Origin of the sequence: Phenylobacterium sp., assembly GCF_030651755.1 — a bacterium.
In the GTDB taxonomy this organism is placed as follows: domain Bacteria; phylum Pseudomonadota; class Alphaproteobacteria; order Caulobacterales; family Caulobacteraceae; genus Phenylobacterium.
Map to the genome: position 1 here is coordinate 1 of NZ_JAUSBZ010000025.1, position 23,167 is coordinate 23,167.

General features: G+C 66.6%; 24 protein-coding genes and 1 tRNA gene. 8 read left to right on the forward strand and 17 right to left on the reverse strand.

All coding sequences use genetic code 11. From position 1 onward, the window contains the following. Positions 1-180, reverse strand: a 180-nt coding sequence (locus Q7V15_RS02060) for a 3-hydroxyacyl-CoA dehydrogenase NAD-binding domain-containing protein (protein WP_304753430.1), incomplete at its 3' end; no start/stop codon positions are given. Beyond that, a complete protein-coding gene (gene tsaD / locus Q7V15_RS02065) occupies positions 177-1,265 on the reverse strand; it encodes a tRNA (adenosine(37)-N6)-threonylcarbamoyltransferase complex transferase subunit TsaD (protein WP_304753432.1) in 1,089 nt (362 codons plus the stop codon). The genes tsaD and Q7V15_RS02060, both read right to left, overlap by 4 nt. 72 nt (positions 1,266-1,337) lie before the next feature. On the opposite strand from tsaD, the gene hemC reads away from it, so the two are divergent. The 4 genes from hemC to Q7V15_RS02085 all read left to right on the forward strand — a co-directional run bounded on the left by hemC (position 1,338) and on the right by Q7V15_RS02085 (position 3,410). Next, complete coding sequence (hemC, locus tag Q7V15_RS02070) at positions 1,338-2,300, forward strand: hydroxymethylbilane synthase (RefSeq protein WP_304753434.1); 963 nt, start codon at positions 1,338-1,340, stop codon at positions 2,298-2,300. 48 nt (positions 2,301-2,348) lie between these two features. Beyond that, positions 2,349-3,077, forward strand: a complete 729-nt coding sequence (locus Q7V15_RS02075; protein ID WP_304753436.1) for a uroporphyrinogen-III synthase — start codon at positions 2,349-2,351, stop codon at positions 3,075-3,077. After that, on the forward strand, positions 3,074-3,244 hold the full coding sequence (locus Q7V15_RS02080) for a hypothetical protein (protein ID WP_304753438.1): 171 nt from the start codon (positions 3,074-3,076) through the stop codon (positions 3,242-3,244). The genes Q7V15_RS02075 and Q7V15_RS02080 overlap by 4 nt, the downstream gene beginning before the upstream one ends. Positions 3,245-3,334: 90 nt before the next feature. Further along, positions 3,335-3,410: transfer RNA gene (locus Q7V15_RS02085), tRNA-Thr, on the forward strand. On the opposite strand, the gene Q7V15_RS02090 is transcribed toward Q7V15_RS02085, so the two are convergent. From Q7V15_RS02090 to Q7V15_RS02140, 11 genes are all read right to left on the reverse strand, one after another. Then, entirely contained in the window at positions 3,394-4,152 is a 759-nt protein-coding gene (locus Q7V15_RS02090) for a hypothetical protein (RefSeq protein ID WP_304753440.1), read from the reverse strand. The two genes, Q7V15_RS02085 and Q7V15_RS02090, sit on opposite strands and share 17 nt — an antisense overlap. An 877-nt stretch (positions 4,153-5,029) precedes the next feature. Then, entirely contained in the window at positions 5,030-5,389 is a 360-nt protein-coding gene (locus Q7V15_RS02095; RefSeq protein WP_304753442.1) for a hypothetical protein, read from the reverse strand. Between the two features lie 419 nt (positions 5,390-5,808). Continuing rightward, entirely contained in the window at positions 5,809-5,979 is a 171-nt protein-coding gene (locus Q7V15_RS02100; RefSeq protein WP_304753444.1) for a hypothetical protein, read from the reverse strand. Continuing rightward, the gene (locus Q7V15_RS02105; RefSeq protein ID WP_304753446.1) at positions 5,979-6,233 is read right to left on the reverse strand and encodes a hypothetical protein; all 255 of its coding nucleotides are present in this window, start codon (positions 6,231-6,233) and stop codon (positions 5,979-5,981) included. The genes Q7V15_RS02100 and Q7V15_RS02105 overlap by 1 nt, the downstream gene beginning before the upstream one ends. 1 nt (position 6,234) lies before the next feature. Then, complete coding sequence (locus tag Q7V15_RS02110) at positions 6,235-6,699, reverse strand: hypothetical protein (protein ID WP_304753448.1); 465 nt, start codon at positions 6,697-6,699, stop codon at positions 6,235-6,237. A gap of 41 nt (positions 6,700-6,740) precedes the next feature. After that, a complete protein-coding gene (locus Q7V15_RS02115) occupies positions 6,741-7,175 on the reverse strand; it encodes a hypothetical protein (RefSeq protein ID WP_304753450.1) in 435 nt (144 codons plus the stop codon). Positions 7,176-7,224: 49 nt separating this feature from the next. Continuing rightward, a complete protein-coding gene (locus Q7V15_RS02120) occupies positions 7,225-7,527 on the reverse strand; it encodes a hypothetical protein (RefSeq protein ID WP_304753452.1) in 303 nt (100 codons plus the stop codon). A 629-nt stretch (positions 7,528-8,156) separates the two neighbouring features. Then, a complete protein-coding gene (locus tag Q7V15_RS02125; protein ID WP_370689755.1) occupies positions 8,157-8,594 on the reverse strand; it encodes a Bro-N domain-containing protein in 438 nt (145 codons plus the stop codon). A gap of 129 nt (positions 8,595-8,723) precedes the next feature. Beyond that, positions 8,724-9,290, reverse strand: coding sequence for a recombinase family protein (locus Q7V15_RS02130; RefSeq protein ID WP_304753454.1), 567 nt, complete (start codon positions 9,288-9,290; stop codon positions 8,724-8,726). 9 nt (positions 9,291-9,299) lie between these two features. Beyond that, complete coding sequence (locus Q7V15_RS02135; protein WP_304753456.1) at positions 9,300-9,554, reverse strand: hypothetical protein; 255 nt, start codon at positions 9,552-9,554, stop codon at positions 9,300-9,302. 1,793 nt (positions 9,555-11,347) lie between these two features. Next, positions 11,348-11,866, reverse strand: a complete 519-nt coding sequence (locus Q7V15_RS02140) for a hypothetical protein (protein ID WP_304753458.1) — start codon at positions 11,864-11,866, stop codon at positions 11,348-11,350. 804 nt (positions 11,867-12,670) lie between these two features. On the opposite strand from Q7V15_RS02140, the gene Q7V15_RS02145 reads away from it, so the two are divergent. Further along, positions 12,671-13,183: a hypothetical protein gene (locus tag Q7V15_RS02145; RefSeq protein WP_304753460.1), complete on the forward strand. Its 513-nt coding sequence runs from the start codon at positions 12,671-12,673 to the stop codon at positions 13,181-13,183. A gap of 42 nt (positions 13,184-13,225) precedes the next feature. Here the strand turns inward: Q7V15_RS02145 and Q7V15_RS02150 are convergent, their stop codons facing one another. After that, complete coding sequence (locus tag Q7V15_RS02150) at positions 13,226-13,525, reverse strand: hypothetical protein (protein ID WP_304753462.1); 300 nt, start codon at positions 13,523-13,525, stop codon at positions 13,226-13,228. 158 nt (positions 13,526-13,683) lie between these two features. Between Q7V15_RS02150 and Q7V15_RS02155 the strand changes: the two genes are divergently transcribed. Continuing rightward, positions 13,684-14,442, forward strand: coding sequence for a DUF3800 domain-containing protein (locus Q7V15_RS02155; RefSeq protein ID WP_304753464.1), 759 nt, complete (start codon positions 13,684-13,686; stop codon positions 14,440-14,442). Between the two features lie 198 nt (positions 14,443-14,640). Here the strand turns inward: Q7V15_RS02155 and Q7V15_RS02160 are convergent, their stop codons facing one another. Further along, positions 14,641-16,113: a DUF6538 domain-containing protein gene (locus Q7V15_RS02160; RefSeq protein ID WP_304753466.1), complete on the reverse strand. Its 1,473-nt coding sequence runs from the start codon at positions 16,111-16,113 to the stop codon at positions 14,641-14,643. Between the two features lie 294 nt (positions 16,114-16,407). On the opposite strand from Q7V15_RS02160, the gene Q7V15_RS02165 reads away from it, so the two are divergent. Further along, positions 16,408-18,258, forward strand: a complete 1,851-nt coding sequence (locus Q7V15_RS02165; RefSeq protein ID WP_304753468.1) for a methyl-accepting chemotaxis protein — start codon at positions 16,408-16,410, stop codon at positions 18,256-18,258. Here Q7V15_RS02165 and Q7V15_RS02170 read toward each other — a convergent pair. Beyond that, positions 18,255-18,791 carry a hypothetical protein gene (locus Q7V15_RS02170; RefSeq protein ID WP_304753470.1) on the reverse strand — a complete coding sequence of 179 codons (537 nt, stop codon included), beginning with the start codon at positions 18,789-18,791 and terminating at the stop codon, positions 18,255-18,257. The genes Q7V15_RS02165 and Q7V15_RS02170 overlap by 4 nt on opposite strands. Positions 18,792-19,055: 264 nt before the next feature. On the opposite strand from Q7V15_RS02170, the gene Q7V15_RS02175 reads away from it, so the two are divergent. After that, on the forward strand, positions 19,056-21,110 hold the full coding sequence (locus Q7V15_RS02175; RefSeq protein ID WP_304753472.1) for an NAD(+) synthase: 2,055 nt from the start codon (positions 19,056-19,058) through the stop codon (positions 21,108-21,110). A gap of 67 nt (positions 21,111-21,177) precedes the next feature. Here the strand turns inward: Q7V15_RS02175 and infB are convergent. Then, positions 21,178-23,167, reverse strand: a 1,990-nt coding sequence (gene infB / locus Q7V15_RS02180) for a translation initiation factor IF-2 (RefSeq protein WP_304753475.1), incomplete at its 5' end; no start/stop codon positions are given.

The following is a 23,167-nucleotide window of genomic DNA, read 5'->3' on the forward strand; positions in this document are numbered from 1 at the left end:
ATCGAGGGGGACGCCCGGCAGGAAGAGACTGTTCTCACCGGTCTCTGCGATGGCGGCGACCACCTCCGGCTCCCGGGCCCACAGGGTCGTCTCAAGTCCCGCCCGGACACAGACCTGGGCCAGGGCCGTGCCCCAGGCGCCGGCGCCGATGACCCCGGCGCGTTTCATGGACTGGCTCATGCCTTGGCGCCCTTTCGGCCGGCGAGGTGACTGGGATTGGCGGCTGCGGCGGCCGCGTCGAGCGGCCAGCGGGGCCGGGCCGGGGCGTCCAGGGGATCGCTGATCCCCAGGGCCAGCCGCTCGACGCCGGCCAGCGCGATCATCGCCGCATTGTCGGTGCAATAGGCCAGCGGCGGGGCGGTGAAGGAGAAGCCCCGCGCGCCAGCGGCCTGCTCCAGAGTCGCGCGCACCGCGCTGTTGGCGGCCACCCCGCCGGCCACCACGAAGCGCAGAGCCTCGCCCTCGTGGGCTTGCGCGTAGAGGTCCATGGCCCGCTCGGTGCGTTCGCGCAGCTGGCGGGCGATGGCGGTCTGGACCGCGGCGGCCAGGTCCCGGCGCTCAGGCTCCATGGTCAGGCCCTCGGCGATCCGCGCCGCGGCGGTCTTCAGACCGGAAAACGAGAAGTCACAGTCCTTGTGGCCCAGGCGCGCCCGGGGCAGGGGGTAGCGTTCGGGATCGCCGCCCACGGCGAGCCTCTCCAGGGCCGGCCCCCCGGGATAGGGCAGGCCCAGCGTCTTGGCGATCTTGTCGAAGGCCTCGCCGGCCGCGTCGTCCATGGTGGTCCCCAGGCGGCGGCAGGCGCCCACCCCGCCCACCTCCAGCAGCTGGCAATGGCCGCCGGACACCAGCAGCAGCAGGAAGGGATAGGCCACCTCGGCCCCCAGCCTGGCGGAGACCGCATGGCCTTCCAGGTGGTTGACCGCCACCAGCGGCAGGGAGCGGGCCAGCGCCACGGCCTTGCCGAAGGCCAGCCCCACCATAACCCCGCCCACCAGGCCCGGCCCGGCGGTGGCCGCCACCCCGTCCAGATCCTCATAGGACAGGCCCGCCTCGTCCATGGCCTGGGCGGCGATGGCGTCGATGGCCTCCACGTGCGAGCGGGCGGCGATTTCGGGGACCACCCCGCCATAAGGGGCGTGCTGGGCGATCTGGCTGGCGACCACCGAGGACAGGACGCGCACCGCGCCATCGGCGCTCCGGCGCACCACGGCCGCGGCGGTTTCGTCGCAGCTGGTCTCCAGGCCCAGGACCGTGAGTCCGGTCATCTGGTTGCGGCCAAGGCGCCTGTCCTGTAGCAGCGGGCTGTCAGTCATCGCATCGCAGGTAGACCGCTCACCGTGTCTTCGCAACCGCCCGTCGTCCGCATCGGGGCTCGTGGGTCCCAGCTCTCCCTGGCTCAGGCCGGCCAGATGCAGCGTCGTATCGCTGCGGCCCTGGGCGCAGCGCCGGAGGACGCCGAGAAGGTCGCCCCCCTGATCGTGATCCGCACCTCTGGCGATCAGATCCAGGACCGGCGCCTGCTGGAGGTGGGCGGCAAGGCCCTGTTCACCAAGGAGATCGAGGAGGCGATGCTGGACGGCCGCATCGACTGCGCGGTCCATTCCATGAAGGACATGCCGGCCGTCCTGCCGCCGGGCCTGGTCATCGCCGCCATTCCCGAGCGGGAAGACCCCCGGGACGCCTTCCTCAGCCGCGAGGCTCGCACCCTGGAAGACCTGCCCAAGGGCGCCAAGCTCGGCACCGCCAGCCTGCGCCGCCAGGCCCAGAGCCTGCACGCCCGCCCGGACCTGGACGTCCAGCTGCTGCGGGGCAATGTGGGCACCCGCATGGCCAAGCTGGAGGCCGGCGAATACGACGCCATCATCCTGGCGCTCTCGGGCCTCAGGCGCCTGGGTCTGGACGGGGCGGCCAAGAGCTTCATCGATCCGGTCGAGCGCCCGCCGGCCCCGGGCCAGGGGGCGCTGGCCATCGAGACCCGGGAGGCTGATCAGGGCCAGCCCTGGCTGGAGGCCCTGCGCGACCTCAACACCACCACCACCGTGGCGGCCGAACGGGGCGCCATGGCGGCCCTGGAAAGCTCCTGCCGCACCCCCATCGGCGCCTATGCGACCCTGAAGGACGGCCAGCTGTTCCTCATTGTCGAGGCCCTGTCGCCGGATGGCCGCCTGCGCTTCCGCCGGCAGGAGGGGCTCGACCTGACCGCTGTGGCTGACGCCACCGTCGCGGCCCGGGAGCTTGGCCTGAAGCTGGGCGCTGAGCTCCGCGACGAGGCCGGCGACGCCATCATCCTGCCGGAATAGGTCTGTGCGGGGTTGCATCGCCAGCAGCGCTCAAGCTTTGCTGGCGCCATGACCGCACCCCCCCGGCGCCTCATCTGGATCACGCGGGCCGAGCCCGGCGCCACCGCCACCGCGGCCCGGCTGCGGGCCCTGGGGCATATGCCGCTGGTCCTGCCCCTGCTCGAGGTCCGTCCGGTCACCGAGACCGCGCCCGACCTGGCCGGGGTGGGGGCGCTCGCCTTCACCAGCGCCAATGGGGTGCGGGTCTTCGCCCAGCTCTCGGAGGTCCGCGCCCTGCCGGTCTTCGCCGTCGGTGCAGCCTGCGCCCAGGCCGCCCGGGCCGCGGGCTTTCGCCAGGTCCTCTCGGCCGACGGGGATGTGGCCGCGCTCGCCGCCGGCATCGCCAGCCGGGCCGAGGAGTTCCGCGGGGCGGTGTTGCATCCGGCCGCCACCGAGCCGGCCGGAGATCTTGCCGGGGCGCTGGCCAGGACAGGGGTCGCGTGCCGCACGGCGCCCATCTATGCGACCGTTCCGGTGACGCCCCCCGCCGCGGCCCTCGACCAGGCGCTGCGGGCCGAGGCGGCCCTGGTCTACTCCCCGAAGGCCGCGCGCCAGCTGGCCATGCTGATGCGCGGGCGCCAGGCGCCGGACCTGCGGGCGCTCTGCCTCTCCAAGGCCGTCGCCAGGCCCCTGGCCCGGGCGCGGATCGGCCCGCGGGCCTATGCGCCAGTGCCTCTGGAGTCAGCCCTTCTGAATCTGATCGACCGGGCCGCCCCGCCGGTGGCCGAGGCCTCGTGAGCGTCCCGCCGCCGCCTGGCGATCCAGACGAGGACGACCCCGGCGCTCGCCCCCCAGGACCGCTGCTTGGCCTGCGGTTCTGGCTGCTCATCGCCTTCACGGTCGTCTGCATCGCCGCCGGCCTGGCGGTGGCCCGCCTGGGGCCCGGCCTGTTCCCCGCGCCGTGAGCCACGCAGGCGCTTGGCGAGCGGGCCAAGAGCCGCTAAATAGCGCGCCCGGACGTAAGCCCCGCCCCCGGCGCGGCCACGTCGTCACGGGCCGCCTTAGCTCAGCCGGTAGAGCGGCGCATTCGTAATGCGTAGGTCAGGTGTTCGAGTCACCTAGGCGGCACCACTCCTTCGGGTTGGGCCATTTTATCAGTGTTATCAATCGCTTGCGCCGGCAGCGCCGCGTTGATGGGTGACACATTTTCGCTGGCAATGGGTGACACTTTCGTCTGAGCCGTCTGGCTCGTCGTCGTTCGGCGCGGCGTAGATTCTGAAGCACCTTCCTTACCGAACTCTGCGGAGAAGCCCGCGTAGAGGTTGGCTCCGGTGGCTCCTACAATCGCCAATGCACCTGCAGCACCGGCGAGGAGGCTGCGATTCAGCCAGCGCCCTCGTTCGGCATCGACGCGGCGGGCCTCCAATGTGCATGCTTCAGTGGTCTCTGCAGCCCAGCTACGCACTAGCCTGTCGGTGACCCAGGGCGCTTCGACTACGCCCGTCCAGAATGAGGCGTCTAAGCCTGCCACTTGTGTGTCGCAGCTCTTCATCCCCCAGAACGCCAGACCGCTGCCCACGACGAAGGCCAAACAGGCAAAAGCCCCCAGGGAAGCGGCGAGCAAACTGGCCGCATTTGCGCCTGTAAGGCCGGCTGCGAATGCCGCCGCGGCCAATTGAAAGGCCGCGACTTGAGTAGTTCGCGTGTCCAACGCAATGCCGCCTGATTGCAGGGCCTTGAGCCGGTCCTGCGCTAGCGCCACAATCATCCGCGACGACTCGGGAGGGGCTTTGTAAGCTGCCTTCCGCGCGATCAGGATTTGGCGGCGCTTAGTGGCCAGCGCCTCTTTCTCTTTCGGAGTGGACATGTCCAAGGAACCGCCTCCAGCACCCCCGCCGCCAGCGCCTGTTCGCCGCGACTCGCCGGGCACTTATACCCCGGACCACCGCCCGCCGCCCCCGCCGCCCCCTCCACCGCCACCCTCCCGTAAGGGGTAGCTTTTGGGCCGCCGCCACGCATGCGACCAGTGTGCGGGGCGGCTCCTGCTTAGGAGGCCGGTGTGGCAGACATTGAGGCACCTCTGCGTCGCAAGCTGATAGACGCGCTCGGCCCCTCGTTTCTTTGCTTCGAAGAGGTGGAGATCGAGCATCCACTTTTAGCGGCAGTGAGTCTCCGTGCCGACGTAGTCGCCCTCCCAATCGAAGATGATCTTTGGGGTCATGCGCTGGCCTTCGAAGTCAAGAATCACCCAGAGACTGCTGGATACGCCAAGTGGTCCGCCGCGGCTAAGCAGGCGTCAGACTACGTGTTCGGGCGCGTCCGGGATGAGCGCCATAACCTCACAGACAGGCGCATCTCGGCCGCGTTCGTCTATCCAGCGCCGGGATACCTGCCCTTTGTGCCAGAGCGGTCGCCCCCTTCCGATATCTCTAACCGCGTGATGATCGCTGGCGTATTCCATTGCGCCCTTCACTGGCGCGTCGGGCGGGCACACCATTCTCTTCGCGATGGTCTAGAGCTGAGCTTTGGGCCGAACGAGCTTTGGACTTCCCGACGAGGGTTCAGCGGTCAGTCTAGGGCTCTACTGATGAATAGGCGGCGGGTAGGGTCGCGCAGCGTGGATGTTTGCAGCCTCTTAGATGGCTTCGATTCCGCCATACCGGAGGTTGGGTAGCTCGCACAGGAGCCTACGCCGCCACGCATACAGGTGGCTGGGAGGGGGCGATCTACACAAGGGACTGCAAGAAGGCTCAGGCTGCTTGCTCCTCACTCTCGTCAACCGCCAGTCCATCGCGAGCGTCTGCAAGGGCGGCAAGAACAGTCTCCAAGGGCTTGTCTCGGAAAGCGAGCGCGAAAATCAACGCCGCATCTTCAGGGCTAAACCGCACGCTTCCCTGGTAGTCCCCCCCGGTTCGCAGGTTGCTGATGCCGAAGCGGACGCCCACCCTCGTTTTATCGACCCCGTTTACGCGGACACTGTGCGTGGTCACTTCGTATTGATTAAGGTTTATCGTTCCCGGTTCCGCCTTATAGTTGGACGGATCTATCGATTTCGCGAACAAAACCTTCTCGCCATGGTTTCTGCCCCAACCCTCTAACGCAATGCGCATCCAAGCCTCCATTTCTGATTTAACCCACCCTTATTACATTTAAGGCTGGGCCGCAATCATGTTTGGCTACGGCAGTATCCTCGCGCCTGCCACGTGGGGCGCTTCCTGCATATCGCTCGCAGATTCGCTTGAAGACCCTTCGCGTAGCTGGGCTGGCCCTGGGGCTGAGACAGGCGGCTCCTCCGGCGCAGAGCGGATCGGCTGATCCAAGGCCGCCCACAAAATCACCTTCCGGCTCACCCGCATGGACGCGCCAGGGGGCGTGTGGCCCAGCCGCCGAAGCCGGCAGAGTCGGCCTGGGGTGATCCCAAGCTGCTCTGCGGCCTCGGCAGTGGACAGCCATGAGCGGTCGCTAGTCACGCGGAGCCAACCGAGCGGGTCGTCTTTTGGGTTCGGTGTCATGCTGGCTCCTTGATGCGTTAGGCGCGGTCGCGCCGCCGTTGCTTGGATTGCACCGCGCCCAACGCTGACGGACGATAGGGCCGCTCGACCGGAGGCGGGGCGTCGAGGTGGACATAAGTCCGGCGGACGACGCCCGCGCCGATGACGTCGGCCACCTCGCGGCGGTGGCGTTCGGGCTCGTCAGCCATCAGACGGCAGCCGTCTGGGCCTGCTGGTCCCGCGCCTTGCGGGCTTGCCGCCAGAAGTAGATCCCTTCCGTGGTCCAAGCGACCGGCATGCCGTCATCTTCGATCAGGTAGGGGATGGGGCCGCGTCGGCACTCCACCAGGGCCAGGAGGGTGGCCGGCTTGAAGCCGCACACGGCGGCGGCTCGGGGGAGGTCAAGCAGCCGGTGGTCGTCGGGGGCTCGCTTGGAGCGATAGCGGGGATTGATCATCGCCATATCAGCGGCCCCCTTGCGCGGCCGCCTGCCAAGCGTTGACCTGGGCCAGAGCGCGCTCGTCCAGGGTGCCGGCCCGGATCGACCGTTCGATGCGCTCGACGACCCCTTGGCGGTAGGTCGGGTCGCGGTAGCTGTCCGACGACATCACGGCGTTGATCTGATCCAGGCTGGAGAACGTGTGGATGCTTGCGAGCGGAGGGGCCGGCTTGGGCATCGGCTGTGCGCCGCCGTAGGTGCCCTCTGCGAGGTTCACGGCGTTGACGGTGTGGGTCCGTTGGGCGTGGGTGATCTGTTCGCCCATGCGACCGACCGTGCCGGCGGCTTGAGAGCGGGTCAGCTTCGACGCCACCTCACTGCGATAGCGTTCGCTGGTCTTGTAGAGCGGGTCGGCAATCGCCTGATGGACCTCGCTGATGTCGAAGAAGGTGTCGGCCTGGGCGGCCTCGGTTCCGGTGTTGTCGGTCATGGTTGTCCTGGGGTTGTGAAGGTGGTTGGGGGGCGGCGCGCCTAGTCGGCGACGTGCGCCCACCGTTGGCGGCTTACGATCAGGTTGATGTTCCGTTTGGTGAGGCCGAACTCTGCTGCCAGGGCGAGGCTCGTCTCCCCGGCGGCACGGCGGCGGCGGATTGCGCGGACCTGATCCGGCGAGACGCGAGCGCGAGGGCTCGTCTTGTCGCTAAACGGGGCCTCGGTGGTGGTTGCCGCCGGCTTAGGCTTGCGGGTTCGGGCTTTCGCTGCGGTGGGCGACGTGGCCGCGCGTTGGGCGTTAGAGCGATCAAACTCGCGCCGCCACACCGCCTGCCTCGCGAAGTAGTCGGGCAGACCATCGAGATAGCGAACCATGCCTGGGGAGCCCTCAGCGACGACCGCCGCGAACCGGCGCGCGACGACAGCGGCGATCTCGGGGCCGTGGGCGGCGGCGATCTCTTCGTATGCGGCCACGACCCGCGGGTCCTGTTCGGCCGCCTGTGGGTTGCCCTGGGGGCTTCCGTCAGCGGACACGGCGCGCACCCCGCCCAGCCCCGGCCTTCGCATACTTGCGGAGGGTCAGGGACCGCGCCCGCAGGTCCAGGCGGTCGCCGTTCTGATACTCGACGCGGCTGCCGATGGGGGCGTCCAAGATCACCCGCGCGGCAGCCGTCAGGCGGCCATCGGCGGGGCGGCGGAAGACCACGTATTGGCGGCCTTGGCCGTCGCCGGTGAGGGACAATGAATGAGCGCCGGCCGCGCGGAGCTTGGCCAGGCCGTCGTCGTCGAGAAGGGCGGCCTTTCCCTCGCCGAGGGCACCCCACAAGGGGACCGCGAGGCAGGGACCGCCGCGGTCGTCATGGGCGGGGGTTGCGATCAACGCCCGCGGAGTTTGTGTGCTGGTCATGTGGCTGCTTACGTTGAGGCCCGCCCCTGAGAGAGCCTCAAGGAGCGGACAAGGTTGGCCCGCAGGAAAACCGCGGGTGAACGTCAAGGATGGAAAATCAAAAGCGGGGCAGAGCGCGACTGCGCTCAGACGCCAGCGCGCCGATGCTGCGGGTGTTCTTCGTGGGATAAGACCATCCCCAGAGGGCGGACAGGGGAGTCTCTAGGGGACCTAGAGGTCTACCTTCAGTGGGGATGACTACGTCATCTCCCTCTGCGGTTCCTCTTAAGGGTTACCTTTAGGCTCTCTTATAGGGACCGCAGCGGACATAGTTCCCACCCGGCGTGGTGTCCAAGGGTGGGGGAGAAATGGCGGTTCGGTGTCGGTGGGCGAGTTCCCACCCGGCGCGGTCTCCAAGGGGGCGTAGTAAATCGCACCGCCCCGCGACTGCCCACCGGGATGTCTCCCCGGCGTTCCCGCGGCGCGTCGTCTCCAAGGGTGAGGGATTATTTGCGATTGCCCGGTGCGCCGCCGTCTTCGGGCCGTTTCCAGCGAACGTGCCGCCCCAGCTACGCACCCGCCAAGCACCCACTTCGCTGGCGTTCTGCCGCGGTAAAATGGGGCGGCAACGCGGCCTCGCGGATGACCTGCAGGAACTCCATAGGCAGGGGCATCTCGGTGCGGCCATGATCGGCCATGTTGTAGCTGCCGGTCTTGCGGATGGACGGGAGAACCTCGCGGGTCACCCAGTCTTGGAAGGCCAGGGCCTCCGGTTTGGTGGACTTCAACACGAGTTTGTAGAGGCCACTCTCAGAGATGATCGTCAGGGAGCCGGCGACGGTCCCTGAGAAAATCTCCTGGTGGTCCCGCCGGTAGGCGCGGAACTTCTCGTCCGCAGCCAAGCCGCGGACCCACTGGGCGGTGCCGCCCCAGGTGTCCATGCCGAGGGCGGTGCAGATGTCGTGCGCCACGAACCAGGGCTCCCCATCAATCAGGGTGGTGCGGATGGCGTGGCCGGTGGGGGCGCAGCACCCTTGAACTGGTCAAGGGAGCCCTCCCACGCGCCGGCCAATTGAAGCCTGTTTTCGCTCGGAAGACAGGGGCGGCACGGCCACATCGGCGGGGCGCGTCCAACCCTATCCCAGCCCGTCTGCCCCTTCCCCCAGCAGCCGGTAGACACTCGACCGAGCGATCCCCAGGCGGCGGGCGATCTCGGCTGGCCGCACCCCCTCTGCTTTCATCCGCAGCACGTCCCGCGGGTCCAGCTTCGCGGGCCGCCCCCGGTAGACGCCCCGCTCCTTCGCCTTGGCGATCCCCTCCATCTGCCGGGACCTCCGCAAGTCCGCCTCAAACTCCGCGAAGCCGGCCAGGATGGTGAGGAAGAGTCGCCCCTCCCCGCCCGTTGTGTCCAGGCCCTGCTGGTGCAAGACCTTGAAGCCCACCCCCATGGCCGTGAGACGGTCAACGATGCTCCGAAGATCCACGACCGAGCGCGCAAGGCGGTCCAGACGAGTCACCATCAGGACGTCACCGTCCCTGAGGTAATTGTCGAGGACGTGGGCTAGCTGCTCCCGCCCTTCTTGAGAGCGGCCGGACTGCTTCTCCGCGAACACCTTGTCGCAGCCGGCCGCGTGGAGCTGTTCGATCTGCACGTCGAGGCTCTGCCCCGAGGAACTGACGCGGGCGTATCCGATGAGCGCCATGGGGCGACCTCAAGCCGGATCGAAGGGCGAACGATAGAGCGCAACATCGCGCCCCTCACCCATGGCCTTCAGCCGCCGCTTGAACATTGCCGAGGAGAGCGCGAGGCCGCCCTCGACATCGAGGGGGTGAACGCCAGCTAGCAGACCGCCCACGGGGAGCGCGGTGGGCACCTCAGCGGGGACGGCGGGAGCCATGGTCGTTCCCCAGGCGGCGAGGCGCTGGCGGAAGGCATGGGCGGCGTCAGAGACAGTGCGGTCGGTCATCGGAGTGTCCTTTATGGGTCTAAGAGTTCCAAGCAATATCGACCGATAAATGCTGGGTCAACCCATATCGGACAGAAAATGTGTCCGATGGCTCCGACCGCTGTGGGTATACCCATGCCGGACGGATCACGCGGGGCGTGTCCAGCCTTCCGGCCCGCGCCAGCGTTCCAGCTGATACTGTCCTGTCCCGTGCGGTGCGTAGACCATGACGGCTGGACGTTGGCCGCACCCGCAGGACCAGATGCCGGCACGCTCCATCTCCTCGACCGTCCAGGCCCGCAGAGGTGGGCAGTAGTCGGCGGCCGATTGCCAGACGTTCGTGCCGCATCCGCAGCCGATCAGGAGGCGGCCTCCAAGGCGCGCCACGGCGTTGAGTGTGAGGGGAGGCGATGACCGGACAGGCATGCCGGCAGGATAGCCGAACGGGAGACCCGGCGCGGCCGGAGCCCTGCGAAGACTGTGGACAAAGCAACCCGGCATCGGGACCGCCCGCCAGTGTGCCAGGGGAGACCCCTAGACGGCCCGCGGCGTGGCCTTTCGGGCGGCCGGGCACCCCTACCCCCCAGGGGGGGATGACCAGCTCGCCCATACGTATAAGGGGTTTCAGATGAGTGACCCCAAAACCATCAGGCCGCGAAGGCCACCACGGCTCCCATGAAGGCCACCAAGGCGGTGGCGAAGACCAGGAGCGCAGTCAGGAACTTGATGATCTCGATCTGAGTCAAAGGTGTCTCCGAAGAGGGAGGCCAGCATGGCCACCTCCAGGCATAATCATTTACCCAGCTTGTTAAAGCCCTGGCGGACGTGAGGGCGGCGGTTCAATCGGGCGGGAGGCTGGCTGACCCCCTGCCTCTGCGAGGGCCTGGAGACCGCACGGGGGCGGCAAAGGTGGCTGCGTGTAGTCGGACATTTTGGTGTCGGAGCGACAGACGCTTGGTTTCGGAGTCAATCGAGCGCGCGACGGGCGGATATCAGCCACCGAAGGCCATATGCGACAGCGCCGGCAGAGGCGGCACCCAAAACGGCTCGGGTGGGCTCCCACATCAGAAAGAAGCGCAAGAAGCCGGCGAGGCCCACCACTAAGGATATCATGCCCGCCCACCTCTTTCGGTAGACCTCAAAGGCTAACAGCAGAACTCGGGGCAGATAGAAAAGCACCTTACGCCGTGGCCCGAGGGAGGCGACGCGCCGCCCCCTATCTGTCACCCGGAGGCATGGCTCTTCGTGCGGCCGGAACCCAAGACTGCCGTTGCCGAAAAGTCGATCCGGATACTCCCATGTCGAGGTCAGGAGCCGCCATTTCACGCCGAGCCCAGCGTGATGCCGCATCACCCTTCGCATCGTTTTGTCATCTTCGCGGCTGTTGAGGTCGGGAACCCGGTCGCCTAGCCGATTCCCGGCCGCCACAAACCACTCTAGGAACTCCCGAGCGAACATGCCTTCAGGCCGGCCGCTCAGAGCGAGATAGAAACCCTGCTGCCACTGCAGAGCTGCTGCTAGTTCATCGCGCACCGCTGAGATTGGATTTCGCATCTGCGCCCCCTGAGTTAGCCTAGCACCCCTACCGACGCCGGTGGGCGCACTTGGCAAGCGCCGTATGGTGCCCCAGCAGTTCCTGAGCAGCCACGAGCTTGGCTGGGCGCAATCCTCACTATGGGGTAACGGCCAACTCGTCTTTACGGCGACGGGGATCCCAGGCGATTGACCCCGAGATCCTCAGACCATTTGTAGGCGAACTAGCCTGCGGCGTCGCCGCTTTCGGGCAGTATGGGCGTTGAATTGGGGTCGCCACGCTAGGGCTCGGCCGTCGAGTGTTGCGGAGCATCGCCGATCTGGCGAAGCTCAACCACAACGCTGGCCATGCCGCAGACAAAAAAGAGCACTGCGAACGTCGTCAGAGCCAAACTGGCGAGGTTAGCCGCGCGTTTCCCGACTGGGTGACCGTTCGCCCATGCATGAGCCGCCATAATGAGCGGAAGAAGGCCCGCCGCGCCGGTTCCGAGGGCAAAGTAGGTGGCCGGTGCCCAGGCCAGGACGGCCGCCATATAGATCGCCTCGGAGTCAACCTGAGACACGATTGAGGCTGCCGCCAGAAAGCCAGCGCCGTTGCCAATCTGCAGGGACAGCATGAAGCGGCGAAACCAGAATGTAGCGTTCTCGGCCTCAGCCCGTTCTCTGTCGCGCGCGCGGAGATCGGACTCGATAGCACGCGTGTGCTGAACCTGCACGAGCGCAGCATCTAGGCGGTCAAGCTCGGCCTCCACTTCGTCGAGCCGTGTTGCGAACTGATATCCTGTGAGGGGCTTGGTCACCCGGCCCCGGAGTTCGCTTGCCTCCGCCAAGAGGGCCGCGCGGCGCCTTCTAGTCGCTCGACAGAGCCCAGGTCAGACATCGATATCCCCATCAACATCACAGGACGGCCGCAGGAGACAATCGAGCAATGTCTACCTGCGGAGTCGAGCCCCCTTGCAATGGCGATTGGCTTCGATCTGCCTGCTCACGCCGCCGGCACCGACTGGGGGATGCTGTGAACGTCTACCGGTAGCGCCCCGCATCTCCCCGGATCGCTACCGCGCAAAGGCCTCGGGCCTCCTTTCGGTTGCTGGTCAAGGTGCCTGCCGGCAGCTCCAAGAGGGCCGCGGGGCTCCTCTGGACGACGGGCACGTCCCCACAGACCAGGCGGTCGCCGCGCTCTCGAAGGCGGACGTTGATGCCATGGTAGGGGCGGAACGAAGCGGCATCGTAAGGCCAGTCTCGGCCCTCGAGCCAAGCGGCGACGGCCTGGACGAAGTCCTTCTCGACGACGCGCGCTAGCGCCTGCGGCTGGGGCTTGTTTGTCTGGGCGCGAACCGATGGCGGTGGCGCTGCAGTCTTCCGAGCCTTCAGCTCGAAGTCTATGGTGGTTGGGGTCATGGGGCTGTCCTGGGATAAGTGGCAAAAGGTGTCGGAAGAGGAGGGCGCGGTGGCTTGGACAGCGCTTCCTCACTAGATTTTGCGGGAGCCGCCCGACGGTGCGGCAAGCTGGATCGACGCTGCGGGCCTCAGCGGCGTGCGTTTGGCGGCCTTGGGGTTAACCGGGGGCGCTCTCAATCGACTATGGTGGGGAGAGGTGGGGCATGATCAATTTTCCGCCCATAGACCTAGCCAGCTTCAGCTGGGAGGCCTTGGCGACGCTTGTAACGGGACTGGCGGCTGTGACGGCGGCGGCTTGGGTGGGGCGGCGACAAACGGTCATCCTCGCCTCACAGGCCGCCGTGCAGCGCTATGACCTGATCGCTAAGCTCTTCGAGTTGAGATCAGCGGCCTACTACGATGTCCGGAGTCATCTGAGCTGGGTGGTGGCGCACTCATCCCGGCTCGATGCCGATCAAAATGCAGCCTTCGCGAGGGCCGTAGAGCGGTGCCGGTTCCTCTTTCCGGCGGCGCTTTACGAGCATGTGCGCCACATCGACCGGCGGTTGGACGTCTACCAGCGGGCTCACGCCTTAGTGGAACGGCGGGAGCGCCGTGGTGAGGAGTTTGGCGACACGATGGAAAACGAGGGCGATCTCTTTGCTGAGATCGCCACCCTGCTGCGTGAACTGCCAGATGTCTTCGCGCCTCACATTCGGATCGGCCTGGAGGCTTAATCTAGCCGGGGGCTGCGACACAGGTAACCACCGCTACGGCGATTACAGACTAGGGCGTTCGGGGCGTTGAGTCAGGATGGCCACGAGCTTTGCAAGATGGTCGCGGATTTGGGCCAGCAACCACAGCCCATAGGCACCCATTCCGCTCGCAAGAGTCCATCGAATGGTCGTCTCGTGAGCCTTCGCAAGGTCGCTAAAGATAACCACCCCGGCCACAAAGATCGCAAGGATCACAAGACCAAGACCGATGATGGCCGCCCACTTGGCTAGAGAGACAATGCCGCGCGCCATCTCGCCGAGTCCTTCTCGTGCGTCGGCGCGGGCCTGAGGGTCGTAGAACATCCGCTCAAACATTTTCTTTCGGGGTTTGAGTTGGCCGTTTCATCTCAGCCAACCCTAACACCCTATCTGCACGCGCGACATCGTCCTTGTCGCATTCCGGTTCGAAGGCAAGCCCCCAGAAACTGTGTGCCTGAGCAGACTCATGCTTAGGTTTACCCATGGCAAAGCCTCCCATCCGCGCGGTCTACTACTTCTGCGACGAAAGCTCATATGTTGATGATGACTTCATGGCCGTTGCCGGCCTTGCCGTGCCCGACCGAGAGCTAGAGCCGATCACGGCGGAGCTGGCAGCCATCAAGCAGCAAGCCGGAGCCCTGCATGAGGTAAAATGGTCGACTGCCAAGAAGCGAAAAGACAACGTCCACGCCGCCTTCATAGATTACTTTCAGGAGCTTATTGAGACGAAGCGAGCCCATTTCCATATTCGGTTCGCGCCTTTCGGAAAATACGACCACAAGCTAAGCGGGCCGAAACGGCGAGCCGACACGGTGAGCAAGATGCACTATCAACTTCTATTGCACCGTGCAGTGCACTTCTACGGGCCGCACTACCGACTCCGCATCCGACCGGATGGTGGCGATTGCACCAGCGCCCTCGCTGCGCAAGTTGGGAACCTCCACACGTGGGGGCAGCATAAATACAGAGCCGCAGACGATTGTATTCAAGACGTCCAGTGCATGGACTCAAAGCGCGAGCTTTTGCTCCAACTTTTAGATGTTCCGTTAGGCGGCTTTACAGCGATCAGAAACGATCGGCACATCGGGGGCCTGGGAGAGGTCAAGACCGACCTTGCTGAGCGCCTAACGGCAGCTTTTCCTGGCAAAAACATGAGGGGTAATAGCAACCCCAAGGTCATGACGTTCAATGTGTGGAATGTGACTCCGAAATGGCCTTCGGAGCGCGGCCCCTGGCGCTAGTGCCCCTTGCGGGGTCAGTTCGAGCCATCGCCTGAATCTTCACGCCAGGGACGACTAATCATACCACCGCTAACTAACGGCTGCAAGATTCTCCGTTATGAATCAAGCGCTTGATTGTATGGACCTTTCCGTAATCGCTTGGTTCTCCAGCGTGCCCGCGAGCGACCGCGAGGTGTCGTTCCTCGGGTCGTCGCTCAGCTATTTGGTGAGCCTCAGAACGCCTTGCTTCGTGGATGCGCGAGACCCGGCCCCCATGAGGGGTCCGTCCGGGCTGGCGGATGGCGCATCGGAAGGGAGAAGCACTCGCTCGACGGCGTCATGGAGCTGAGTTTCGGAAGGCCCGCCGCTGTATCTGACGAGCGCCAGGAAGTCGCGGCCCTCTTCGTGGCCGACGATGGCGGCGATGATCTGCGGAGCGACGCCCGCCTGCTCCAGTTTTGTGATGAACCAGCGGCGGAAGCTGTGGAAGTCGGCGTTTGCCTGCCGGCGGCCTTCCAGACGGTCATAGACGCCTATGTCGCGCTGGTAGGCCGTGAACCTCTCGCCAGCCTTCGCGCCACGCCGGCTCTCGCGGCTCGGCGGGGCCTTCAACTCCTCGATCAGGAAGCTATCAGGCGATTTGCCAGCGAGGCGGCGCTCGACGAGCGGCTTTAGCAGCGGGTGAACGGGCACCTTGCGGACGCCTGCGGGGGTCTTCGCGTCTTCGATAGTGAAGAACACGAGGTCCACGTTGCGGACCCGCAGGCTGGCGATCTCGTCCTGCCGCATGCCGGATAGGATCGCGAGGCGCATGAGGTCGTGAAGGGTCCGGTAGGTCTCCCCCTTGAGGAGCTTGATGACCTCGTCATCGGTGAAGGGCCGCTTGCGGGCGTTCTTCTCGCCTCGCTTCACGCTGCGCTGCTGATCGCGCCAGGGGTTCTGGTCGGCAAGGCCGCGCCTGATCATCCATTTCCAGTAGGCGTGGAGTGCCGAGACGTGACTGTTGACCGTTTCGACCGTGATGTCCCCGCTCGCCAGGGCATCGACATACTCGGCAGCGATGGGGGTCGTGATGGCGCGGACGTTGTCCCCTTCCGGGCGGTTGCGCATCCACTTTGCAGCCCTCGATGTCGCCAGCTTCACCCGTGAGCGATAGCTGTCTCCAAAGTCCTCCTCGCCGAAGTAGCGATCGAGGCTGCTGCTGATCGGAAGCGCGCCGCGCACCCAGGCCCGGAAGTTGTTTCCGCGCCGCTCCCGCAAGAGGTCGTAAACGGGCACAAGCTCGCCGTTCGGAGCGACGTCGTCGTCCACAGGCTCGCCATAGCGGGTCTCCAGTTCGCGATCCCACTCAGGCCACAGCTCGTCGGGGACGTTCTCGCGATCTGGGTCGCCACCGGCTTTGATGATGCGCTGTCGCCACCACAGGGCGGTCTGCAGTTCGCGCTCGGCTTCCTTCGATACGGCGGGCTTCGGCCGCTTCGCCGGGTCGGCGCGACGGGCAGCCTCGATCTCTAGCCTGATCTCCGCAACTACCACTGGGAGCCTGCGGATGGCTTCCGCGCGATCTCGTGTTTTGAGGCTGCGGACGATGTGACTGCTGCGGAGGCCGGCTCCAGGCGGGACGCGGACGCGCGCCTGATAGACGGTCGATCTGGGGTGACGCCAGAGATAGGGAGGGTTCACGCGGGACACGACTGGAACTGCTGGGTGACACTTTTCGGGGATAGTGGGTGTCACTTACAGCTGAAAGCCATGAAAACACAACGGGTATTGGGGCTTAGGGTGTTCGCCGACCGCCTCACCTAGGCGGCACCACCCTCTTCTTGCAAACCCATCGGCGAGCGCGGCTGGGTTGCATTCCGACATCATTAATACTCAAACCGAGTAACGAGGTTCGGCGAAGGGCGGTTGAGGTGTGGTGAATCTCATCCCTCGTTAATGGCTTCGGCGCGTCATGCGGGTCTCAAATTTGGGACACATCGTCGCATGCTCCGTTCGATCCGCGCCAAGCTCCTGGCGGTCATCTCCATCCTGGCTATCGGCCTTGTCATCATGGGGGTCGTCGCCTTCATCGGCCTGCGGAACGGAGAGGCCCGCATCGACCGGGTGATCGCCGATCGGGTCGTGCCCATGGCGCAGCTGAAGGCGGTGGCCGACGCCTTCGCTGTCGCCGTGGTCGACGCCGGCTGGAAGGTGCAGACCGGACAGCTCAGCTGGGAAGAGGGCGCGCAGGGCGTCGTCGAGGCCCGCGCGACGATCAAACAGGAGTGGGCGGCGTACAGCGCCACGACCATGACGGCCGACGAGGTCGTCCTGAAGGACAGGGCCGAGGCGGCGATGAGCGACGCTCATGCGGTCCTCGACGCCCTGGAGGTGATCATGACGCGCCGCGATCAGGCGGCCCTTGAAGCGTTTACCGCCAACAGCCTCTATGTCCCGATCGACCGGGTGAGCGGCGCCATCAGCGACCTGACCTCCCTACAGATCGAGGCGTCGCTCGAGGAGGGCCGCGCCGCGCATGACGCCTCAAACCGCTATCTGATGCTCATCGTCCTGGCCGGCCTCGGCGGCGTGATGGGGCTGATCATGTCGCTGTACATCACGATTTTTGGCGTTGCGCGGCCCCTAGGCGGCATTGTTCACGCTATGCGGCGACTTGCTGAAGGCGATCATGAGGTCGAGACCCCGGGCCACAATCGGGCCGACGAGATCGGGGCGATGGCGCAGGCTGTGAGCCAGTTCAAGTCCAACGCCATCGAGCGGCTCCGCCTGGAGGGCGAAGCCGCCGCCGCCGAGGCCACGCGCCTGGCCGACCTGCAGCGCAGTGAGGCCGAACGCGCTGAAGCGGCCGCACGGCTGGCAGAGGTGGTCGAGGCCCTTGGAGCAGGGCTAAAGCGCCTTGCCGCCGGAGACCTTGCTGTACATATCAACAGCCCGTTCGCCGCCGAATATGATCGTCTGCGGGACGACTTCAACGCCTCGGTGACCACCCTGAGCAGGGCCATCAGCGCCGTGGCCACCGCCGCCCGTGGCATTGGCGGAGGCGTGGACGAGATCGCCCAGGCCTCTGATGATCTCTCCCGTCGCACCGAACAACAGGCGGCGGGGCTGGAGGAGACGGCAGCCGCGCTGGATCAGATCACCGCGACGGTGCGCCAGACCGCCGAGGGCGCGCGTCGGGCGAACTCCGCCATCGCCGACGCCAAGCGGGAGTCTCAGGAGTCTGGCGCCGTGGTGGGACGGGCGGTCTCGGCCATGGGCCAGATCGAGCAGTCCTCCACCCAGATCGGCCAGATTATCGGGGTGATCGACGAGATCGCCTTCCAGACCAACCTGCTCGCCCTGAACGCCGGGGTTGAGGCCGCCCGCGCCGGCGACGCCGGCCGCGGCTTTGCGGTAGTCGCCTCCGAAGTCAGGGCTCTGGCCCAGCGCTCGGCTGAGGCGGCGAAGGAGATCAAAGCTCTCATCAGCGCCTCCACCGAGCAAGTGGCGCAGGGGGTGGAGCTCGTTGGACAGACCGGGCACGCCCTTCACGCCATCATGCAACGGGTCGAGGAGATAGATACGGTCATGGCGGACATCGCCCACAGCGCCCAGGAGCAGGCCACAGGGCTTGCCCAGGTGAATGTGGCGGTGAACCAGATGGACCGGGTGGTGCAGCAGAACGCGGCCATGGTGGAAGAGTCGACCGCAGCGACCCAGACCCTCAAGGGCGAGACGTCCGACCTGCTGGCGCTGGTGGCCAAATTCCGGGTGGCGGCCGCGGCTCAGGCGGCGTCTCCAGCCCTGGCCCTGCGTCAGCGGGTGGCGGCCGCGGCCATGGGCGGCCGCTTCTAGATTGGCCCCAGATCGCCAGGACGCGTCCAGCGGGGGTCCTGGGGCGGCAGCAGGGCCTCGCCGCCGCGGCGCAGACCCTGCAGCAAGGTGCGCAGATGGCCGTAGTTGGCCCGCACCAGGGCCTGGACCGCAGGCCCGCGCAGGATTTCGGCGGGGATGACCATGCCCTTGCCGCCCGCCCTCTGGCAGAACCCCATCTTTTCCAGCCGCCCGGTGTGGCGGCGCGCCGTCTCATAGGGCAGGCCGAGAAACTGCGAGACCCCCAGCACGCTGACCGGGCGGCGCAGCTCGTCGGGGAAGACGCCGTCGACGGCCATGGCGTTGAACTGGGCGCGGCGGTTCAGGTGCTGGACCGACCCCTGGGCGATGGTCAGGAAGACGAGGCCGGTCAGCAGGTTGCCGTCGAACAGGTCCCCCAGGGCGCCGGCCATATGGATGAAATAGTCCGACCCCAGCCGCATGGCGTAGCGCTGCAGGGCGAGGTCGTGAAGATCAGCGGCGTCGGAACCGGCGGAAAGGCTCGTCTGATCCAAGGGTCTTGGTCTCCCTGGCGGCCTTCCCGAAACACTATTCGCCGAACGCCCGCCCAGCAGCATATGGCGCCGATCGTCGGCGAGTACGAGGACCACGGCCACAATCTTGGGCACCCTCGCCGGCGGCCCGGACTCCCGGGGCCAGAACCCGTATCGCGCCGAGAAGCGGTTACCCTTTGTCCGAACGCCCTCTGAACCCTCGGCGACCTCGCCCCGCGATCCCATCTATGGCAATCAGGGTTGGTTCAGAGGTCGAGGAGCGGCATGGCGCATCGGTTCTATTCCAGTCAGGCCCAGGGATTTGTCCGCTGCGGGGTGGCCACGCCCAAGGTCGCCGTGGGCGATCCGGCGGCCAATGCGCAGGCGATCCTGGAGCTGGCGCGTCGGGGGCATGAGCAGGGCGCGGACCTGATCGTCTTTCCCGAGCTGTGCGTCTCGGCCTATGCGATCGATGACCTGCATCTGCAGGACGCCCTGCTGGAGGCCGTCGAGGCCGCGGTGGCGGAGATCTGCCAGGCCAGCGAGACCCTCAGCCCGGTGCTGGCTATCGGCGCGCCGGTGCGGCGCAATGGGCGGCTCTACAACTGCGCCCTGGCGATTTCCCGGGGCCGCATCCTGGGGGTGGTTCCGAAGTCCTTCCTGCCCAACTACCGGGAATACTACGAGAAGCGCTGGTTTGCCCCTGGCGTCGGCCTGACCGATCTGGACGTGACCCTGGCCGGCCAGACCGCCCCGTTCGGGGTGGATCTCATCTTTGCGGCCGAGGACCTGGCGGATTTCGTCTTCCACCTGGAGGTCTGTGAAGATTTCTGGGCGCCCACGCCCCCCTCGACCCGCGGCGCCCTGGCCGGCGCCCTGATCCTGGCCAATCTCTCGGCCTCCAACGTGGTGGTGGGCAAGGCTCGGGACCGCGCCATCCTCAGCGCCGCCCAGTCGGCCCGCTGCCAGGCGGCCTATCTCTATTCCGCCGCCGGCCCTGGCGAGAGCACCACGGACCTCGCCTGGGACGGGCAGGGCGACATCTATGAGCTGGGCGGCCTGCTGGCGCAGAGCGCGCGGTTTCCCACCGACGGCGGCCTGACGCTCGCCGATGTGGACGTCGAGCGCCTGCGGCTGGAGCGGATGCGCACGCCGACCTTCAATGACGCCGCTGTGGCCGAAGGCCATCCGGAGTACGATTTCCGGCGGATCGGCTTTTCCCACCAGCCGGAGTTCGCCGACCGGGGCCTGATGCGCCGGCTGGACCGCTTCCCGTTTGTGCCGGACGATCCCGCTCGCCTGGACCAGGACTGCTATGAGGCCTTCAACATCCAGGTGGAGGGCCTGGCCCAGCGCCTGAAGGCCAGCCGCACCGAGAAGATCGTCATCGGCGTCTCCGGCGGGCTGGATTCCACCCACGCCCTGATCGTGGCCGCCAAGGCCTGTGACCAGCTCGGCCTGCCCCGGGCCAATATCCTGGCCTTCACCCTGCCGGGTTTCGCCACGTCGGCCTCCACCAAGTCCAACGCCTGGGCCCTGATGCGGGCCATCGGGGCCACGGCTGAAGAGATCGACATCACCCCGGCCGCCCGCCAGATGCTGGGCGACCTCAACCACCCGTTCGCCGATGGCGAGCCGGTCTATGACGTGACGTTTGAGAACGTGCAGGCGGGTCTGCGCACCGACTATCTGTTCCGGGCGGCCAATCAGCGCGGGGCCATCGTGCTGGGCACCGGCGACCTGTCGGAACTGGCGCTCGGCTGGTGCACCTATGGCGTCGGCGACCAGATGAGCCACTACAATGTCAACGGCTCGGTGGCCAAGACGCTGATCCAGCACCTGATCCGCTGGGTCGCCGCCCACGGGCAGTTCGAGACGCAGACCAACGACATCCTGCTGTCGGTCCTCGATACGGAAATCTCGCCCGAGCTTGTGCCGGCCGATGCGGCCGGCGCCATCCAGTCGACCCAGGCCATTGTCGGGCCTTACGAGCTGCAGGACTTCCACCTCTACTACATCACCCGCTTCGGCCTGCGGCCCTCCAAGGTGGCCTTTCTGGCCTGGCATGCCTGGCGCGATGCGGCTGAGGGCGCCTGGCCGCCCCATTTCCCGCCAGAGGCCCGCAACGCCTACGATCTGCCGACCATCGCCCGCTGGTTGGAGGTGTTCCTCACCCGCTTCTTCGGCTTCAGCCAGTTCAAGCGCTCGGCCATGCCCAATGGGCCCAAGGTGGTGTCAGGGGGCAATCTGTCGCCCCGGGGCGACTGGCGCGCGCCATCTGACGGCTCGGCCCGGGTGTGGCTTGATGAGCTGAAGGCCCGGCTGCCCGTAGAGGGTTGATGGACGCAAGAAAAAGGGCCGGAACGTCTGGCGTTCCGGCCCAAATTCGATGTCGCGTCGCCACCTTCTAGAGGGTGCGCTTGACCTCTTCGAGGTTGAAGCACTCGATGGTGTCGCCGACCTTGATGTCCTGGAAGCCCTGGAACGCCATGCCGCATTCCTGGCCGTTGGGGACTTCGTTGACCTCGTCCTTGAAACGCTTGAGCGTCTGCAGGACGCCCAGCTCCAGCACCACCACGTCCTGACGGATGATCCGCACCCGGGCGCCCTTGCGGACCACCCCTTCGGTGACGCGGCAACCGGCGACGCGGCCGACCTTGGTGATGTCGAAGGCCTGAAGGACCTCGGCGTTGCCCAGGAAGGTTTCCCGCTGGATCGGGGTCAGCATGCCCGAGAGCACGCCTTTGATGTCGTCGATCAGGTCGTAGATGATCGAATAGTAGCGGATTTCCACGCCTTCGCGCTCGGCGAGGTCGCGGGCCTGCTTGGAGGCGCGGACGTTGAAGCCGAGGATCGGCGAACCCGCCCCCTTGGCCAGCATGACGTCGCTTTCGCTGATCGCGCCGGCCCCCGACAGGATGATGCGTGCGCGCACCTCGTCGGTGGAGACCTTGTCCAGAGATCCGACAATGGCTTCGGCTGAACCCTGCACGTCGGCCTTCACGATGACCGGAAGCTCGGAGACCTTCTTGTCGGCGAGCTTGGCCATCATGTCGGCGAGCGAGGCGCCCGCCACCGGCGAACCGGACTTTTCGCGCTTCACCCGCTGACGATACTCGGTGATCTCGCGAGCTCGGGCCTCGTTCTCGACCACAGCCAGGGGCTCGCCTGGATCAGGCGTGCCGTCAAGACCAAGGACCTCGACCGGAGTCGAGGGACCGGCGGCGTCGAGCTGCTCGTCGCGTTCGTTGAACAGGGCGCGGACCCGGCCCCAGTTGGCGCCGGCCACGACGATGTCGCCACGCTTCAGGCTGCCGCGCTTGACCAGAACGGTGGACACCGCGCCGCGCCCGCGATCGAGCTTGGCTTCGATGACCACGCCCTCGGCGGTGCGGTCGGGGTCGGCTCGCAGGTCCATGACCTCGGCCTGCACCAGGATGGCCTCGAGCAGGTCGTCCAGGCCGAGCTTTTCCAGGGCCGAGACCTCGACCACCTGGGTTTCGCCGCCCAGGCGTTCGACGACGATCTCATGCTGCAGCAGCTCGTTGATCACCCGGGTCGGATCGGCGTCGGGCTTGTCGATCTTGTTGATGGCCACGATGATCGGCGCGCCGGACGCCTTGGCGTGCTGAATGGCCTCGACCGTCTGGGGCATGACCCCGTCGTCGGCCGCCACCACCAGGATGACGATATCGGTCACATTGGCGCCGCGCGCCCGCATGGCCGAGAAGGCGGCATGGCCAGGGGTGTCCAGGAAGGTCACCCGATGGCCGTCCTCCAGCCGCACCTGATAGGCGCCGATATGCTGGGTGATGCCGCCATGTTCGCCCGAGGCGACGTCGGCCGAACGCAGGGCGTCCAGCAGAGAGGTCTTGCCGTGGTCGACGTGGCCCATCACCGCCACGACAGGCGAGCGCAGGGGCGCGTCGGCGTCGTCATTGTCGGTGGACAGGAAGCCGGTCTCGACGTCGGACTCCGAGACCCGCTTGACGGTGTGGCCAAATTCGGTGGCCACCAGCTCGGCGGTGTCGGAATCGATGACGTCGTTGATCTTCATCATCACGCCCTGACGCATCAGGAACTTGATGACCTCGACACCGCGAGTGGTCATGCGGTTGGCGAGTTCGCCCACTGTGATCACGTCGGGAATGACGACCTCGCGGGCCACGCGGGCCGCTTCCTGGCCGCCGCCCTTGCGCTTTTCACGCTCACGCTCACGGGCCCGGCGAACCGAGGCCAGGGAGCGCATGCGCTCGACCGCGCCTTCATCCCCGGCCGCCAGGGCCTGGATGGTCAGGCGGCCTTCGCGGCGCTGAGGCGCGCCCTTGCCACGGCTGATGGCCTTGCCGGGCGCTGGGGGCTTGCCGCGACGATCGTCCTCTTCTTCCGGACGGCGG

What these genes read in the sequence shown, in the direction of transcription:
- Q7V15_RS02130 (WP_304753454.1), bottom strand. Translation starts at nt 9,290, where the DNA reads ATGGCGCTCATCGGATACGCCCGCGTCAGTTCCTCGGGGCAGAGCCTC.
- Q7V15_RS02095 (WP_304753442.1), bottom strand. Translation starts at nt 5,389, where the DNA reads ATGCGCATTGCGTTAGAGGGTTGGGGCAGAAACCATGGCGAGAAGGTT.
- Q7V15_RS02110 (WP_304753448.1), bottom strand. Translation starts at nt 6,699, where the DNA reads ATGACCGACAACACCGGAACCGAGGCCGCCCAGGCCGACACCTTCTTC.
- Q7V15_RS02155 (WP_304753464.1), top strand. Translation starts at nt 13,684, where the DNA reads ATGGCAAAGCCTCCCATCCGCGCGGTCTACTACTTCTGCGACGAAAGC.
- Q7V15_RS02150 (WP_304753462.1), bottom strand. Translation starts at nt 13,525, where the DNA reads ATGTTCTACGACCCTCAGGCCCGCGCCGACGCACGAGAAGGACTCGGC.
- Q7V15_RS02175 (WP_304753472.1), top strand. Translation starts at nt 19,056, where the DNA reads ATGGCGCATCGGTTCTATTCCAGTCAGGCCCAGGGATTTGTCCGCTGC.
- Q7V15_RS02135 (WP_304753456.1), bottom strand. Translation starts at nt 9,554, where the DNA reads ATGACCGACCGCACTGTCTCTGACGCCGCCCATGCCTTCCGCCAGCGC.
- Q7V15_RS02105 (WP_304753446.1), bottom strand. Translation starts at nt 6,233, where the DNA reads ATGGCGATGATCAATCCCCGCTATCGCTCCAAGCGAGCCCCCGACGAC.
- Q7V15_RS02145 (WP_304753460.1), top strand. Translation starts at nt 12,671, where the DNA reads ATGATCAATTTTCCGCCCATAGACCTAGCCAGCTTCAGCTGGGAGGCC.
- Q7V15_RS02165 (WP_304753468.1), top strand. Translation starts at nt 16,408, where the DNA reads ATGCTCCGTTCGATCCGCGCCAAGCTCCTGGCGGTCATCTCCATCCTG.
- tsaD (WP_304753432.1), bottom strand. Translation starts at nt 1,265, where the DNA reads ATGACCGGACTCACGGTCCTGGGCCTGGAGACCAGCTGCGACGAAACC.
- Q7V15_RS02075 (WP_304753436.1), top strand. Translation starts at nt 2,349, where the DNA reads ATGACCGCACCCCCCCGGCGCCTCATCTGGATCACGCGGGCCGAGCCC.
- Q7V15_RS02100 (WP_304753444.1), bottom strand. Translation starts at nt 5,979, where the DNA reads ATGGCTGACGAGCCCGAACGCCACCGCCGCGAGGTGGCCGACGTCATC.